Consider the following 14,557-nt stretch of genomic DNA (forward strand, 5'->3'; position numbering starts at 1 on the left):
GGTCCGCGTCGCCGCTCCCCGGCCGCGGTGGGTCCGGCCGTCGGCGTCCGCCCACAGCCGGACCCGGCCGCCCTCGCTCTCGGCGTCCCTCGTTCAGGGCCCGTCAGTCCCCGCGGATCTCGGCCCGTGCGGCCGCCGCCTCATGCATCGCGAGCTCCAGGACCATGGCGTCGTTGAGCGTGCCCGTGCCGTCGGGCGGAATCAGCCAGCGCACCGCACCGGCGGCCTCCCGCCCGGGGTACGGCGCCACGATCCAGGTCCCCTGCCCCGCCCCCCGTACGCCTGTGCCGACCCAGCGGGCGGCGGTGCCCGGGGGCACGAAGAAGCCCATGCGGGCTTCGCTCAGATCGGAGAGGACCGGCCCGGGCCGGTCGACGAGCCGGGTGAGCACATCGAGCGTGGGATGACCCAGCTCCCCCGGGAGAATCAGTACGTCCCAGCGCCTGCCCGCGGGAAGGAGCGCGATCCCCCGGGGATCGCGCTCCCACTCCTTCCGGCAGGCGTCGGGGTCCGGTGCCACCGATGCGAGCCACTCGACTGCTGCTTCGGCCCCCGCGCAAGCCATGACCGGCCTCCAATCCCGTGTGCACCGGCCATGCGTTGCCGGTGCGTTCACACGGGAGAGAGGGGTGGTGATGATCTATTACGCGACTTCGGGCCACCCGTCCGGGGTGACCCTGGTCACGTCGCGCCGGTCCGTGCTCAGCTGTCGAAGCCGAGCCCCAGCCGGTCCATCGTCCGCAGCCACAGGTTGCGGTGCCCGCCGTTGTCGTCCGCCCGGGCGAGGGACCTCTTGGTGAGTTCGATCCCGGCCCAGGCGAAGGGCTCCGGCGGGAAGGGCATCGGCTTGCTGCGGACCATTTCCAGAGTGGTCCGCTCATTCTTCTCGCCCGCCAGCAGATCGAGCATCACATCGGCCCCGAAACGGGTGGCTCCGACACCGAGCCCGGTGTATCCGGCGGCATAGGCGACCCGGCCCTGATGGGCCGTACCGAAGAATGCGGAAAAGCGGGAACAGGTGTCGATCGCCCCGCCCCAGGCGTGACTGAAACGAACCCCGGCAAGCTGCGGGAAGCAATCGAAGAACTGGCCCGCGAGCTTGAGGAAGGTCTCCGGACGCTGATCGAGATCGGCGCTCAGCCGGCCCCCGTACGGATAGATCGCGTCATAGCCGCCCCACAGAATCCGGTTGTCGGCCGACATCCGGAAGTAGTGGAACTGATTGGCGCTGTCGCCCAGCCCCTGCCGGTTCTGCCAGCCGATCGAGGCCAGTTGGTCGGCGGTGAGCGGTTCGGTCATCAGCGCGTAGTCGTAGACCGGCACGGTGTACGGGCGTACCCGCTTGACCAGCGACGGAAAGATGTTCGTGCCGAGCGCGACACGGCGCGCGAAGACCCTCCCGTACGGCGTGCGGACCGCCATCGAGGTGGTGGACCTGGCCAGTTCGAGGCCCCGGGTGTGCTCGTACATACGCACCCCGAGGTCGAGACAGGCCTGCTTCAGGCCCCAGGCCAGCTTGGCGGGATGCAGCATGGCGACCCCGCGCCGGTCCCAGAGACCGCCCAGGAACGTGGGCGAGTCGACCTCGGCGCGCAGCGCGTCCCGGTCCAGGAATTCCAGCCCGGTGAAGCCGAGCTTTTCTGCCTCCTGGTGCCATTCCTGAAGCTCTTCGAGCTGATGCGGTTGGGTGGCGACATCGATTTCGCCGGTCCGCTCGAATTCGCAGTCGATGGAATAGCGGGCGACGGCGGCCTCGATGGCGTCGAGGTTCCGTTCGCCCAGCTCCTCCAGCTTCGCGATCTCGTCCGGCCAGCGCTCCAGACCATTGGGCAGACCATGGGTGAGGGAAGCGGCACAGAATCCGCCGTTGCGGCCCGAGGCGGCCCAGCCCACCTCGTGCCCCTCGATCAGTACGACGTCCCGCTCCGGGTCGCGTTCCTTGGCGATCAGCGCGGTCCACAGCCCGCTGTAGCCGCCGCCGATGACGAGGAGATCGCAGTGCTCGTCGCCGGTGAGCGCGGGGAGCGCGTCGGGCCTGCCGGGGTCGTCCAGCCAGAACGAGACCGGCTTGGCGTCGGAGAGTGATCGTGCAGCAGTACGCATGGCAGCTGGGGCCATGGTTTCCAACTCCTTCAGGGCTTTCCAAGGGCTGTCCCGCAATCCGCGGTGGAGCAGCGCGCGGTCGGATGCGGTGCATCGCAAGGCGGAGGGGCGTCCGCGTACTGGATGTATGTGGACGTTCCGACAACGCGGCGAGGTGCCGTAGCCGTCGTCGCATGCCCGCCGGGGATCACGGGACAGCCCTTAGCGTGCGGTGTTCTTCCGCCGGTTCGCGATGAGCTGGCCGACGACAACCACCAGTACCGCAATGATGAACATCGCCGTACCGATGACGTTGATCTGCACGGGCGTGCCGCGCTGTGCCGATCCCCAGACGAACATGGGGAAGGTCACGGTGGAGCCCGCGTTGAAATTGGTGATGATGAAATCGTCGAAGGAGAGCGCGAAGGCCAACAGCGCTCCCGCCGCGATTCCGGGGGCGGCGATCGGCAGCGTCACCCGCAGGAAGGTCTGCACGGGGCCCGCGTACAGATCGCGGGCCGCCTCCTCCAGTCGCGGGTCCATCGACATCACCCGTGCCTTGACGGCCGTCACGACGAAGCTCAGGCAGAACATGATGTGCGCTATGAGGATCGTCCAGAAGCCCAGCTGTGCGCCCATGTTGAGGAAGAGCGTGAGCAGCGAGGCCGCCATGACGACCTCGGGCATCGCCATCGGCAGGAAGATCAGCGAGTTGATCGCGCCGCGCGCCCGGAAGCGGTAGCGGACCAGCGCGAAGGAGATCATCGTGCCGAGGACGGTCGCGCCGACGGTGGCCCAGGTGGCGATCTGCAGGGACAGGGAGAGCGAGCCGCACATGTCGGCGACGCCGCAGGGGTCCTTCCAGGCGTCCAGCGAGAAGTGCTGCCAGGCGTAGTTGAAGCGCCCCTTCGGCTTGTTGAACGAGAACACCATCACGACGATGTTCGGAAGGATCATGTAGGCGAGGGTCAGCAGACCCGCGATGACGATCAGATTCCGGCGGATCCAGCGCAGTACGGGCATCAGACCAGGTCCTCCGTCCCGGAGCGGCGGATGTAGACGGTGACCATGATCAGGACGACCGCCATGAGGATGAAGGAGAGCGCGGCCGCCGTCGGATAGTCGAGGACGCGCAGGAACTGGGTCTGGATGACGCTGCCGACCATCTTGGTGTCGGTGGAGCCCAGCAGTTCCGCGTTGACGTAGTCACCGCTGGCCGGAATGAACGTCAGCAGCGTTCCGGAGACGACGCCCGGCATCGAGAGCGGGAAGGTCACCTTGCGGAAGGTGGTGGCGGGTGTGGCGTACAGATCGCCGGCCGCCTCGTGCAGCCTGCCGTCGATCCGCTCCAGCGAGGTGTAGAGCGGCAGGATCATGAACGGCAGGAAGTTGTACGTGAGACCGCAGACCACCGCCATCGGCGTGGCCAGGACGCGGTTCGACTCGGTCCAGCCCAGCCAACTGGTGACGTCCAGGATGTGCAGGGTGTTCAGTACGTCGACGACCGCGCCGCCGTCCGCGAGGATCGTCTTCCAGGCGAGCGTACGGATCAGGAAGCTGGTGAAGAACGGCGCGATGACCAGCACGAGGACGACATTGCGCCAGCGCCCGGCCTTGAAGGCGATGAGGTACGCGAGCGGGTAGCCCAGCAGCAGGCACAGGATCGTGGCGGTGCCCGCGTACAGCAGGGACCGGATGAACTGCGGGTAGTAGTCCTTCAGCGCGTCCCAGTACGTCTGGAAGTGCCAGGTGACCTCGAATCCCTTCTCCAGGGATCCGGTCTGTACGGAGGTCGACGCCTGGTAGACCAGCGGCAGCGCGAAGAAGACGACGAGCCACAGAATGCCGGGGAGCAGCAGCCAGTAGGGGACGAGGCGCTTGCGGGTGGAGGCCTTGCGCACTTTCGGTTCCGTGACGGGCGCGGCGGGTGGCGCCTCCTTGGTGACGGTCACGCCGCGTCCTCCACCGTCTCCACACCGGCGTCGATGTCCTGGGCGGCGTCCAGACCGAACGTGTGCGCCGGGTTCCAGTGCAGGACGACCTCGGCACCGGGGACGAGACGGGCGTCCCTCTCGATGTTCTGCTCGTACACCTGGAGCGCCTTGCCCGCCGGGCTCTCCACCACGTACTGCGTCGACACACCGATGAAGCTGGAGTCGACGATCCGGCCGGTGACCCGGTTGCGGCCGTCGGCTATCGCGTCCGCGTCGTCGGCGTGCGCGAGCGAGATCTTCTCGGGGCGTACGCCGAGCAGCAGCTTGCCGCCGTTCGCGGTCGGGGCCGTACATCGCCCGGTGGGCAGCCGCAGCTTTCCGCCGCCGACCGTCACGACGACGTCCGTGTCCGCGGAGACGATCTCGCCCTCGATCAGGTTCGACGTGCCGAGGAAGTTGGCGACGAAGGTCGTCCTCGGGTTCTCGTACAGGTCGGCGGGGGCGCCCAGCTGCTCGACCCGGCCCCCGTTCATCACCGCGACGGTGTCGGCCATGGTCATGGCCTCCTCCTGGTCGTGGGTGACGTGGATGAACGTGATGCCGACCTCGGTCTGGATGCGCTTGAGCTCCAACTGCATCTGGCGGCGCAGCTTGAGGTCGAGGGCGCCGAGCGGCTCGTCGAGCAGGAGCACCTGCGGGTGGTTGATCAGGGCGCGGGCGACGGCGACGCGCTGCTGCTGGCCGCCGGAGAGCTGGTGCGGTTTGCGCTTGGCGAAGTCTCCGAGCTGGACGAGCTCCAGCATCTCGTCGACCTGCTTCTTCACCGACTTGATGCCGCGTCGGCGCAGGCCGAAGGCGACGTTCTCGCTGATGTCGAGGTGCGGGAAGAGCGCATAGCTCTGGAAGACCGTGTTGACGGGCCGCTTGTACGGGGGCAGGTCGGTGATGTCCTGGCCGCCGAGCGAGACGGTGCCGGTGGTCGCCTCCTCCAGGCCCGCGATCATCCGCAGGGTGGTGGTCTTGCCGCAGCCCGACGCGCCGAGCAGCGCGAAGAAGGAGCCCTGCGGAACGGTCAGATCGAGCGGCTGGACGGCGGTGAAGGAGCCGTACGTCTTGCTGATCCCGGTGAGGCGGACGTCGCCGCCTGTCTGCTGCTGTGTCATGGGTCGCAGTCCCAGTGGTGTCAGGGGAGGTCGTGGAGGAAGGGCGAGGTGGTCAGGCGCCGATGAGCTTGGCGAACTTCTCTTCGTACGCCGTCTCCTCCTCGGCGGTCAGGGACCGGAAGGCTCGCGACTTGGCCGCCATCTGCTTGTCCGGAAGGATCAGGACGTTGTCGGCCATCGCACGGTCGATCCGTGCCAGTTCGTCGCGGACCCCGTCGACCGGACAGACGAAGTTGATGTACGCGGCGAGCTTGGCGGCGACCGGCGGTTCGTAGTAGTAGTCGATGAGCTTCTCGGCGTTGGTCTTGTGCCGGGCCTTCACCGGGACGAGCAGGTTGTCGCTGGATATGACGTAACCGGCGGCCGGGATGGCGTACTTGATGTCCGGGTTGCCGGCCTGGAGCTGGATGATGTCGCCCGCCCAGGCGACACAGGCGGCGATGTCGCCCTTGTCGAGGTCGGCCGTGTAGTCGTTGCCGGTGAAGCGCCGGATCTGGTTCTTGTCGACGCCCTTCTGGAGCCGGCCGATCGCGGCGTCGTAGTCGGCGTCGGTGAAGGAGCCGGGGTCCTTGCCCATGTCGAGCAGGGTCATCCCGATGGAGTCGCGCATCTCCGAGAGGAAGCTGACCCGCCCCTTGAGCTTCGGGTCGTCGAGCAGCTGGCTGACGGAATCGACCTTGCGGCCTCCGGTCGCCTTGGAGTTGTAGGCGATGACGGTGGGGATGCCCGCCCAGGGGTACGAGTGGGCGCGGCCGGGGTCCCAGTCCGGGGAGCGGAACTGGCCCGAGAGATTGGCGTAGGCGTGCGGCAGGTTCGAGGGGTCGAGCTTCTGCGCCCAGCCGAGGCGGACGATGCGGGCGGCCAGCCAGTCGGTGACGCAGATGAGGTCGCGGCCGGTGTCCTGGCCGGCCGCGAGCTGCGGCTTGATCTTGCCGAAGAACTCGACGTTGTCGTTGATGTCCTCGGTGTACTTGACCTGGATCCCGGTGCGCTCGGTGAACGCCTCCAGGGTGGGCCGGTGCTTGCCGTCGTCGGTGACGTCCATGTACTCGGTCCAGTTGGAGAAGTTGATCTGCTTCTCCCGGGCCGAGTGGTCGTCCGAGGCCGCCGCGGCATCCTCCTCCCGCTTGGCGGGCGGGATGCCGCAGGCGCTCAGCGTGCCCAGCCCGCCGATCGCGAGCGCCCCCAGGCCGGAGGCGCGAAGCAGCGATCGGCGGGTCAAGGCGCCCCGGCCACTGGTCAGGCTGCGCCGCATCGCGGCCAGCTGGGCCGCGGAGAGGCGCTCGGGCTCGTACTGCTCCATGCGCGTTGCCCTTTCGGGTGGGTGTGGCCGGGGGTCGGCCGGGTTATCGGTCCCCGAAGATCGTGCGGTGCCAGTCCTTGCGGGCGACCGCGGTGTTGTCGTACATGACGTGCTTGATCTGCGTGTACTCCTCGAAGGAGTACGACGACATGTCCTTGCCGAAGCCGCTGGCCTTGTATCCGCCGTGCGGCATCTCGCTGATGATCGGAATGTGGTCGTTGACCCAGACGCAGCCGGCCTTGATCTCCCGCGTGGCGCGGTTCGCCCGGTACAGATCGCGGCTCCAGGCGGAGGCGGCGAGTCCGTACGGGGTGTCGTTGGCGAGGCGGATGCCCTCGTCGTCGGTGTCGAAGGGCAGCACGACCAGGACCGGGCCGAAGATCTCCGACTGGACGATCTCACTGTCCTGGGCGGCTCCGGCGACCAGGGTCGGCCGGTAGTAGGCACCGTTCGCCAGTTCGCCGCCTGGGGCCTCGCCGCCGGTCACGACGGTGGCGTAGGCGCGGGCTCGCTCGACGAATCCGGCGACCCGGTCCCGCTGGGCGTGGCTGATCAGCGGGCCGAGGTCGGTCGACGGGTCGAAGGGGTCGCCGAGCCGGACGGTCTCCATCAGCTCGGCGACGCCCTGCACGAAGGCGTCGTACAGCGGGCGCTGGACGTAGGCGCGGGTGGCGGCGGTGCAGTCCTGGCCGGTGTTGATGAGCGCTCCGGCGACCGCGCCGTGGACGGCGGCTTCGAGGTCGGCGTCGTCGAAGACCACGAAGGGGGCCTTGCCGCCGAGTTCGAGGTGGAGACGCTTGACGGTGGAGGTGGCGATCTCCGCGACGCGCTTGCCGACGGCGGTGGAGCCGGTGAACGAGGTCATGACGACGTCCGGGTGGCCGACGAGGTGCTCGCCGGCGTCCTTGCCCGCACCGGTGACGATGTTGATCACACCGTCCGGAATGCCTGCCTCGGTGGCCGCCTGGGCGAACATCAGCGAGGTGAGCGGGGTGATCTCGGCGGGCTTCAGCACGATCGTGTTGCCCGCGGCGACGGCCGGGAGGACCTTCCAGGCGGCCATCTGGAGCGGGTAGTTCCAGGGCGCGATGGAGCCGATGACGCCGATCGCCTCACGGCGTACGTACGAGGTGTGGTCGCCGTCGTACTCGGCGGCCGACTTGCCCTCCAGATGACGGGCGGCACCCGCGAAGAAGGAGGTGTTGTCGACGGTGCCGGGCACGTCGAACTCGGTGGAGAGCTTGATCGGCTTGCCGCACTGGAGGGACTCGACGTACGCGAAGTCGTCGGCCTGCTCGGCGAGGATGGCGGCGAAGCGGTGCATCGCCTCGGCCCGCTCGGCGGGAGTCGCGCCCGACCAGCCGGGGAACGCCTCCCGTGCGGCGGCCACGGCCGCGTCGACGTCGGCGGTGCCCGCCAGCTCGTAGGTGTAGACGGTCTCGCCCGTGGCCGGGTCCACCACGTCGTGGTGACGTCCCGATGTACCGGACCGCAGCCTTCCGCCGATGTACTGTGCGCCGTCCGCGAAGCGGTCCCGCACCTGGATGCCGTTGCCCATGACGTTCTCCTCCGCCGCGTTCCCCGGAGTGCGGGGCGGCGTAGTCTCTGCTCGATTTGAGTGCCGATCCTGACAGAGGGGATCGACCCCAACAAGTGATTCCGTTGTTGCCTTTTGGTTACGCGACGGAATCCTTCGACCATGTGTCGCGTCGGCGCGGAATTCCCCGTACGGAGTGTCCGTGGCGGATGCCAGACTCGCGTGTCATGGAACACATGAAGGATCTCCTGGCACGGACCGGGCGCGGCGAGAAGGTGAAGTACCTGCGCTTCTGGGGGCACCGCCCGCTGCCCGACGGCCGCATCGGTGCGAGCTGCCTCAGTCAGTGGTGGCCGGCGCCCTTCACGGTCGACGGCGTGACGTACGCGTCGGCCGAGCACTGGATGATGGCGGCCAAGGCACGGCTCTTCGGCGACACGGAGTCACAGGAGCGGGCGGTGTCGGCGAAGAGTCCGGCCCAGGCGAAGAAGGTGGGGCGGCTGGTCCGGGGTTTCGACGAGGCGGTGTGGGTGCGCGAGCGGTACGCCCTGGTGGTGGCCGGCAGTGTCCACAAGTTCGGCCACCACCCTCAGCTGCGGGAGTTCCTGCTGAACACCGGGGACCGGGTCCTGGTCGAGGCGAGCCCCATGGACCGGATCTGGGGCATAGGGCTGGCGGCGGACGACCCGCGTGCGGAGAATCCGGCGACCTGGCGGGGGCTGAATCTGCTGGGCTTCGCGTTGATGGACGCGCGGGCACACCTGCGCGCCGCATGAGACGGCCGGATGCCCGAGGGCCGGGTGGTCCGGAGTCCGGACCACCCGGCCCTCGGGTGGGAACTGCTGTCGTCAGTGCAGGGTTCGGTGCAGGAACACCGACGGGCTACGACGCGAAGGGCTCCTCGTAGCCGGTCTGGTCGCCGGTCGTGCCGCCCTCCTCGAAGTTGCCGCTCGCTATGCCCCAGATCATGAATGCGAGGAACGCTCCGCTGATGACGATGCCGATCGATCCGAGGATGATTCCGGCGAGCGCCATGCCGCCGTTGGTCGCCTCGTTCCGCCTGACCCGGCCTCGGCCGATGATGCCGAAGATCAGCGCGAGGACACCGAGAACGAGCCCCAGGCCCCACATGCAGAACCCGGCGACGGCGATGATGCCGAGCACCATCGCTGCGATGCCGAGACCGTTCGCGGGCGCCGGCCCGCCCCATGACGTCTGGCCGTAGCCGGGGTATCCCGGGTAGCCGCCGTACTGCGCGGCCGGTGCGGCCGGGTAGCCGTACTGCCCCGCGGCCGGCGGGACCGGCTGGCCCGGTCCGTTCGGTGCGACGGGCGGTGGCGGCACTTCTCCGGGGCCGAACGCGGGGCCCGGTCCGGGCACCGGCCCGGTCTGCTCCGGTGCGCCGAATCCCGGTGCCACGGCCGGCGCGGGGCCGTCCCCGACGCCCGGCATCGACGTCACCGTCTGCTGATCGTGCACAGCGGGCGGCCGGGGATCGCCGGCCGGCTTCTCCAGTGGCACCCTGCTGTCCGGCAGAGCCCATGGATCGCGCGACGCGGCCCCGCCCGCGGGCTGCTCTGTGTTGTCTGACATGGGCCTCCCCCATCGTGGTCCCGTCATGCTACGGCCCGTCCCCCCGCCGCCGGACCCGGCCTACGATGATCCCCGTCCGCTGCCCGGCCGACCGTGCCGGCACCCGCACCGCCCACGCCTCCGGAGAATCCGATGCCCGATCTGCACCCGTTCATCGCGGGGCTGCCCAAGGCCGAACTGCACGTCCACCATGTCGGCTCGGCCTCGCCGCGCATCGTCGCCGAGCTGGCCGCGCACCACCCCGACTCCAAGGTGCCCACCGACCCCGAGGCGCTGGCCGACTACTTCACCTTCACCGACTTCGGTCACTTCATCGACGTGTACCTCTCCGTCGTGGACCTGATCCGCACCCCGGAGGACGTCCGGCTGCTGACCTTCGAGGTCGCCCGTGACATGGCCCGGCAGAACATCCGTTACGCGGAGCTGACCGTCACCCCGTTCAGCTCGACCCGGCGCGGCATCCCGGAGCAGGGGTTCATGGAGGCGATAGAGGACGCCCGCAAGGCCGCCGAGGCCGAGCTCGGGGTCGTCCTGCGCTGGTGCTTCGACATTCCCGGCGAGGCCGGGCTCGAAGCGGCCGAGGAGACCACCCGGCTCGCCGTGGACCTGCGGCCCGAGGGGCTCGTCTCGTTCGGGCTCGGCGGTCCGGAGGTCGGCGTGGAGCGCCCGCAGTTCAAGCCCTACTTCGACCGGGCCATCGCCGAGGGCCTGCACTCCGTGCCGCACGCCGGGGAGACGACCGGGCCGCAGACCGTCTGGGACGCCCTGACCCATCTGCGCGCCGAGCGCATCGGCCACGGCACCAACTCCGTCCAGGACCCGAGGCTGTTGGCCCACCTCGCCGAGCACCGCATCCCGCTGGAGGTCTGCCCGACCTCGAACATCGCGACCCGCGCGGTGACCGACATCGAGCGGCACCCCGTCAAGGAGATGGTGCAAGCCGGGGTCCTGGTCACCATCAACAGCGACGACCCGCCGATGTTCGGCACGGACCTCAACAACGAGTACGGCGTGGCCGCCCGCCTCCTCGGTCTGGACGAGCGGGGTCTCGCGGCGCTGGCGAAGAACGCGGTCGAGGCGTCGTACCTCGACGCGGCCGGCAAGCGGGCGCTGGCAGCCGAGATCGACACGTACACGGCGAACTGGCTGGAACGCGCGGGCCGCTGACCCCGGTGGCGACAATGGCCCCATGGCCACCACTGTCACCGCCGTAGCCCACCGCGGGGATCCCTACCGTGTCCGCGAGAACACGCTCCCCTCGATCCGCTCCGCCCTCGAACGGGGGGCGGACGCGGTCGAGGTCGATGTCCGGGTCACCCGCGACGGCGTGCCGGTGCTGTTGCACGACGCCACGCTGAAGCGGCTGTGGGGCCACGACCTGCGGCTCGACGGGCTGACCCACAAGGAGCTCGACGAGCTGACCGGGGGCGGTGTGCCCACACTGCGCGAGGCGTTGCTCGCCGCCGGAACGCACCGCGTCATGGTCGATCTGCCCGACTCCACCGACGACTCCGTGCGCAGGGCCGTCGGTGTGGTGCGCGACTGCGGGGCCGGCGAGCGCGCGTACTACTGCGCGGGCGCCGATGCCATGCTGCGGGTGCGCGCCGCCGATCCCTCCGCCGAGATCGCGCTGACCTGGACGACGCTCGCGCCGCCGCGCGCCGTGCTGCTCGACGCGGTGAGGCCCCGGTGGCTGAACTACCGGTTCGGCCTGGTGGACCGGGAGCTGACGGACCGTCTCCACACGGACGGGCTGCTGGTCTCGGCCTGGACCGTCGACACCAGGCGCACCATGCGCCGCCTCGTCCGCCAGGGCGTCGACTCGATCACCACCAACCGGGTCGACGCCCTGCGCGCGCTCCTCGGCAACTCCGGTGCCACCGGCCCCTCTTGATCGGTCCGGCATCATGGACCACGCCGCATCCTGCGTGATGTCAGGCGCCCGGAGCCAGAGGAGCAGAGACGTGACCGAAGAGAGCACCGCCCCCGTCCCCGACCGGATCCGTTCCGACATCGCCCACAACGCGCGGGTCTGGAACCACTGGCTCGGCGGCAAGGACAACTACCCCGTGGACCGCGCGGTCGGCGACCAGGTCACCGGCATGTATCCGAGCATCGGCGAAGTGGCGCGCGCCGACCGGGCGTTCCTGGGGCGGGCCGTCCGGTATCTGGCCGGGGAGGCCGGGATCGGCCAGTTCCTGGACATCGGCACCGGCCTGCCGACCGCCGACAACACGCACGAGGTCGCCCAGCACACCGCGCCCGACTCCCGCGTCGTGTACGTCGACAACGACCCGATCGTGCTGGCGCACGCCCGCGCGCTGCTCACCAGCTCGCCCGAGGGCGCGACCGAGTACATCGACGCGGACGCCCGCCGCCCGGAGGAGATCCTGCGGGCCGTCGAGCCGACGCTGGACCTGAGGAAGCCGGTCGCGGTCATGCTGCTCGGCATCCTCAATTTCGTCCTCGACACCGGCGAGGCACGGGACATCGTGCGGAAGCTGATGGACGCGATGCCGTCCGGCAGCCATCTGGTGCTGACCCATCCCACGCTGGAACTGGGCGGCGAGGGCAACGAGGCGGCGATGCGTTTCTGGAACGAGAACGCCACCCCTGCGATCACCGCGCGCAGCCGGTCCGAGTTCGCCTCGTTCCTGACCGGGCTCGAACTCGTGGAGCCGGGCATCGTGTCCTGCGCGCGCTGGCGCGCGGAGCCCGGCGCGGCGGAGGTCGCCCAGTTCGGCGCGGTGGCGCGGAAGCCGTAGTGGGCATACGGGGGATGTGGGACCGCGCCCGGGGGCCGCGCAGCGTCGGTCCCCGGGCCGTCGACCTCACCGTCGCGCTGCCGGTGCTGGCCGCGGTGGCCATGCCGTTCGTCGTCCCTCGCGCCCCGGAGCTGCCGGAGGCGACGTGGGCGGCGTACGGTCTGACCACGCCGACCGTGCTGCCGCCGGTGGCCCGGCGGCGGGCCGCGCACCACGCGATGTGTCGGTGCGGGGGGCGACGGACGCGAAGGGCGAGGGCACGAACGCCACAGCGATGAACATCGTGGCGGCCGCCTTCGGCGCCCCGTCGGCCGGGTGAATCAGACCCCTGCCGCGGCCGCGGGTCCGACGACCAAGTCCGGCGTCCGCGGCAGTGCCTCCAGCCGCTTGATCATGCGTCGCACGAGGAGCAGCGGGATCACTCCGAAGACCCCGAACGACATGTCGATGACGGACCACCAGAAGGGGATGCCGCGGATCGGCCCGCAGATCAGGGCGAGCGGGATGATCCCCGCGCAGGCGATCATGCCGAACTCGATGACCCAGATGTTGCGGACCGGGTCGCGGTAGGGGCCGTAGAAGGCGACTGCGATGACGAGGTGCGCGAAGGCCAGCCAGTCGGTGCCGTACAGCACGAAGGGATACTTCGCGTCGGCCTCGTCGAGACCGGTGCGGACCCGGGTGATCCACTCCATCAGCGCCGGGAAGTGCTCGGGAACCGGAGAGGCCGAGGACCTCAACAGGTCCTCGGCCCAGTGGAGTTCATGGACGAGCGGGAAGGCGGTCAGCCCGCTCAGCGCCAGACACACGACAAAGACGGCCAACCACACGCGTATGCGCCTCAGCAGGGCTCTTCGCTCGCTCATGTCCGCAGCGTACGCCCGTGTCCACCGGCGGTTCTCGCCGCCCCGGTCGGCTCACAGTCCGACGACGGCGTTCCATTTCTTGGCGAACTCGGTGCGCTCGTCGGACGTGATGTCGCGGGCGATCGCCAGCCGTCGCCGCATCGCGTCGTCGGGGAAGATCAACGGGTCCTCGGCGAGCGCGGCGGTCTCCTCGTCCTTGGAGGAGGCCAGCACCTCGCGGGCGGCCGGGACGGGGCAGACGTAGTTGACCCAGGTCGCCAGCTCCGCCGCCACCTCCGGCTCGTAGTAGTAGTCGACGAGCTTCTCGGCATTGCGCTTGTGGCGGGCGAGGTTGGGAATCATGAGCGATTCCGCCCAGAGCTCCGCGCCCTCCTCGGGCACCACGAACTCGATCTCCGGATTGTCGGCCTGGAGCTGGATGACGTCGCCGGAGTAGGCCTGGCAGGCGAGCACATCACCGGTCGACAGGTCCTTGATGTAGTCGTTGCCGGTGAAGCGGCGGATGTGCTTCGTCCTCACCAGCTTCTCCACCTGGTCGCACACCTGGTAGAAGTCGTCCCGCTTCCAGCGGGTGATGTCGACGCCGTTGCCCTGCATCAGGAGGGCGAAGGACTCGTCGAGCCCGGACAGCAGCGTCACCTTGCCGCGCAGGTCGTTCGCCCACAGGTCGCTCAGGTGCTTGATCTCGCGGCCGAGCTTCTTGCGGTTGTACGCGATGCCGGTGATCCCGGACTGCCAGGGCACGCTGTGCGTCCGGCCCTTGTCGAAGGCGGGCGAACGCAGCTGCGGATCCAGGTACTTGGCGACGTTGGGCTGCTTGGCCCGGTCCATCTCCTGCACCCAGCCGAGCCGTACGAACCGGGCGGCCATCCAGTCGCTGATGACGATCAGGTCCCGGCCGGTCTCCTGGTGGTTCATCAGCGCCGGGCTGATCTTCCCGAAGAACTCGTCGTTGTCGTTGATCTCCTCGGTATAGGTGACGGAGATCCCGGTGCGCTTGCCGAACGCGTCGAGGGTGGGCCGCTTCGAAGCGTTCTTGTCATCGGTGTCGATGTACAGGGGCCAGTTCGCGAAGTGCAGGGAGTGGTCGCTCGCGGAGGTGTCGCGTCCGGCGCGGTCACCGGGCGCCACGTAGGCGGCGGGCACTCCGCAGCCGGCCATCGTGACACCGGCTGCCGTGGCCCCGAAGGCGCGCAGCAGGGACCGGCGGGACATGGGGTTCTTCGGGGTTGCTCGCACCTGCGCAGGATGCCGGTCGGGCGACGTCGCGGGCAATGGACCAACCGTCCAGCGGCAGCCGCTCCGTCCGCACAC

Annotated in this window: 15 protein-coding genes; 5 read left to right on the forward strand and 10 right to left on the reverse strand. The window is 69.4% G+C overall.

Annotated elements, in window-relative coordinates; all coding sequences use genetic code 11:
- Nucleotides 1–103 precede the first annotated feature (103 nt).
- The 7 genes from ACIQCZ_RS28945 to ACIQCZ_RS28975 all read right to left on the reverse strand — a co-directional run bounded on the left by ACIQCZ_RS28945 (nucleotide 104) and on the right by ACIQCZ_RS28975 (nucleotide 8,040).
- Nucleotides 104–565: a hypothetical protein gene (locus ACIQCZ_RS28945; protein ID WP_402286291.1), complete on the reverse strand. Its 462-nt coding sequence runs from the start codon at nucleotides 563–565 to the stop codon at nucleotides 104–106.
- Nucleotides 566–702: 137 nt separating this feature from the next.
- Nucleotides 703–2,118 (reverse strand): NAD(P)/FAD-dependent oxidoreductase, encoded by a 1,416-nt coding sequence (locus ACIQCZ_RS28950; protein ID WP_402286293.1) that lies wholly within the window; start codon nucleotides 2,116–2,118, stop codon nucleotides 703–705.
- Nucleotides 2,119–2,304: 186 nt separating this feature from the next.
- On the reverse strand, nucleotides 2,305–3,105 hold the full coding sequence (locus tag ACIQCZ_RS28955) for an ABC transporter permease (RefSeq protein ID WP_093899058.1): 801 nt from the start codon (nucleotides 3,103–3,105) through the stop codon (nucleotides 2,305–2,307).
- Nucleotides 3,105–4,034, reverse strand: a complete 930-nt coding sequence (locus tag ACIQCZ_RS28960; RefSeq protein WP_402286296.1) for an ABC transporter permease — start codon at nucleotides 4,032–4,034, stop codon at nucleotides 3,105–3,107. The genes ACIQCZ_RS28955 and ACIQCZ_RS28960 overlap by 1 nt, the downstream gene beginning before the upstream one ends.
- Nucleotides 4,031–5,179, reverse strand: coding sequence for an ABC transporter ATP-binding protein (locus ACIQCZ_RS28965; protein WP_402286299.1), 1,149 nt, complete (start codon nucleotides 5,177–5,179; stop codon nucleotides 4,031–4,033). The genes ACIQCZ_RS28960 and ACIQCZ_RS28965 overlap by 4 nt, the downstream gene beginning before the upstream one ends.
- Nucleotides 5,180–5,231: 52 nt before the next feature.
- A complete protein-coding gene (locus ACIQCZ_RS28970; protein WP_376284449.1) occupies nucleotides 5,232–6,482 on the reverse strand; it encodes a spermidine/putrescine ABC transporter substrate-binding protein in 1,251 nt (416 codons plus the stop codon).
- Nucleotides 6,483–6,525: 43 nt separating this feature from the next.
- Nucleotides 6,526–8,040, reverse strand: coding sequence for a gamma-aminobutyraldehyde dehydrogenase (locus tag ACIQCZ_RS28975; RefSeq protein ID WP_402286301.1), 1,515 nt, complete (start codon nucleotides 8,038–8,040; stop codon nucleotides 6,526–6,528).
- Nucleotides 8,041–8,255: 215 nt separating this feature from the next.
- Between ACIQCZ_RS28975 and ACIQCZ_RS28980 the strand changes: the two genes are divergently transcribed.
- Entirely contained in the window at nucleotides 8,256–8,795 is a 540-nt protein-coding gene (locus ACIQCZ_RS28980) for an NADAR family protein (protein WP_402286700.1), read from the forward strand.
- 106 nt (nucleotides 8,796–8,901) lie between these two features.
- Here the strand turns inward: ACIQCZ_RS28980 and ACIQCZ_RS28985 are convergent, their stop codons facing one another.
- Complete coding sequence (locus tag ACIQCZ_RS28985) at nucleotides 8,902–9,612, reverse strand: DUF4190 domain-containing protein (protein WP_402286304.1); 711 nt, start codon at nucleotides 9,610–9,612, stop codon at nucleotides 8,902–8,904.
- Nucleotides 9,613–9,744: 132 nt separating this feature from the next.
- Here ACIQCZ_RS28985 and ACIQCZ_RS28990 point away from each other — a divergent pair, with 132 nt between their 5' ends.
- The 4 genes from ACIQCZ_RS28990 to ACIQCZ_RS29005 all read left to right on the forward strand — a co-directional run bounded on the left by ACIQCZ_RS28990 (nucleotide 9,745) and on the right by ACIQCZ_RS29005 (nucleotide 12,696).
- Complete coding sequence (locus tag ACIQCZ_RS28990) at nucleotides 9,745–10,779, forward strand: adenosine deaminase (RefSeq protein ID WP_402286306.1); 1,035 nt, start codon at nucleotides 9,745–9,747, stop codon at nucleotides 10,777–10,779.
- A 22-nt stretch (nucleotides 10,780–10,801) separates the two neighbouring features.
- Nucleotides 10,802–11,506 carry a glycerophosphodiester phosphodiesterase gene (locus tag ACIQCZ_RS28995; RefSeq protein ID WP_402286309.1) on the forward strand — a complete coding sequence of 235 codons (705 nt, stop codon included), beginning with the start codon at nucleotides 10,802–10,804 and terminating at the stop codon, nucleotides 11,504–11,506.
- Nucleotides 11,507–11,543: 37 nt separating this feature from the next.
- Entirely contained in the window at nucleotides 11,544–12,377 is an 834-nt protein-coding gene (locus ACIQCZ_RS29000) for an SAM-dependent methyltransferase (RefSeq protein ID WP_402286311.1), read from the forward strand.
- Nucleotides 12,378–12,522: 145 nt separating this feature from the next.
- Complete coding sequence (locus ACIQCZ_RS29005; protein ID WP_402286313.1) at nucleotides 12,523–12,696, forward strand: hypothetical protein; 174 nt, start codon at nucleotides 12,523–12,525, stop codon at nucleotides 12,694–12,696.
- A 1-nt stretch (nucleotide 12,697) separates the two neighbouring features.
- On the opposite strand, the gene ACIQCZ_RS29010 is transcribed toward ACIQCZ_RS29005, so the two are convergent.
- Complete coding sequence (locus ACIQCZ_RS29010; protein ID WP_402286315.1) at nucleotides 12,698–13,243, reverse strand: hypothetical protein; 546 nt, start codon at nucleotides 13,241–13,243, stop codon at nucleotides 12,698–12,700.
- A 51-nt stretch (nucleotides 13,244–13,294) separates the two neighbouring features.
- Nucleotides 13,295–14,458, reverse strand: a complete 1,164-nt coding sequence (locus tag ACIQCZ_RS29015) for a PotD/PotF family extracellular solute-binding protein (RefSeq protein ID WP_376463514.1) — start codon at nucleotides 14,456–14,458, stop codon at nucleotides 13,295–13,297.
- Nucleotides 14,459–14,557: the final 99 nt, after the last annotated feature.

The sequence above is a fragment of the Streptomyces sp. NPDC093149 genome, assembly GCF_044754145.1.
Taxonomy (GTDB): Bacteria; Actinomycetota; Actinomycetes; order Streptomycetales; family Streptomycetaceae; genus Streptomyces.

Excerpts from the sequence above, each read along its gene's own strand:
- ACIQCZ_RS28950 (WP_402286293.1), bottom strand. The coding sequence starts at position 2,118 with ATGGCCCCAGCTGCCATGCGTACTGCTGCACGATCACTCTCCGACGCC.
- ACIQCZ_RS28995 (WP_402286309.1), top strand. The coding sequence starts at position 10,802 with ATGGCCACCACTGTCACCGCCGTAGCCCACCGCGGGGATCCCTACCGT.
- ACIQCZ_RS28945 (WP_402286291.1), bottom strand. The coding sequence starts at position 565 with ATGGCTTGCGCGGGGGCCGAAGCAGCAGTCGAGTGGCTCGCATCGGTG.
- ACIQCZ_RS28980 (WP_402286700.1), top strand. The coding sequence starts at position 8,256 with ATGAAGGATCTCCTGGCACGGACCGGGCGCGGCGAGAAGGTGAAGTAC.
- ACIQCZ_RS28965 (WP_402286299.1), bottom strand. The coding sequence starts at position 5,179 with ATGACACAGCAGCAGACAGGCGGCGACGTCCGCCTCACCGGGATCAGC.
- ACIQCZ_RS29000 (WP_402286311.1), top strand. The coding sequence starts at position 11,544 with ATGTCAGGCGCCCGGAGCCAGAGGAGCAGAGACGTGACCGAAGAGAGC.
- ACIQCZ_RS29010 (WP_402286315.1), bottom strand. The coding sequence starts at position 13,243 with ATGAGCGAGCGAAGAGCCCTGCTGAGGCGCATACGCGTGTGGTTGGCC.
- ACIQCZ_RS28955 (WP_093899058.1), bottom strand. The coding sequence starts at position 3,105 with ATGCCCGTACTGCGCTGGATCCGCCGGAATCTGATCGTCATCGCGGGT.
- ACIQCZ_RS29015 (WP_376463514.1), bottom strand. The coding sequence starts at position 14,458 with ATGTCCCGCCGGTCCCTGCTGCGCGCCTTCGGGGCCACGGCAGCCGGT.
- ACIQCZ_RS28990 (WP_402286306.1), top strand. The coding sequence starts at position 9,745 with ATGCCCGATCTGCACCCGTTCATCGCGGGGCTGCCCAAGGCCGAACTG.
- ACIQCZ_RS28970 (WP_376284449.1), bottom strand. The coding sequence starts at position 6,482 with ATGGAGCAGTACGAGCCCGAGCGCCTCTCCGCGGCCCAGCTGGCCGCG.
- ACIQCZ_RS28975 (WP_402286301.1), bottom strand. The coding sequence starts at position 8,040 with ATGGGCAACGGCATCCAGGTGCGGGACCGCTTCGCGGACGGCGCACAG.
- ACIQCZ_RS28985 (WP_402286304.1), bottom strand. The coding sequence starts at position 9,612 with ATGTCAGACAACACAGAGCAGCCCGCGGGCGGGGCCGCGTCGCGCGAT.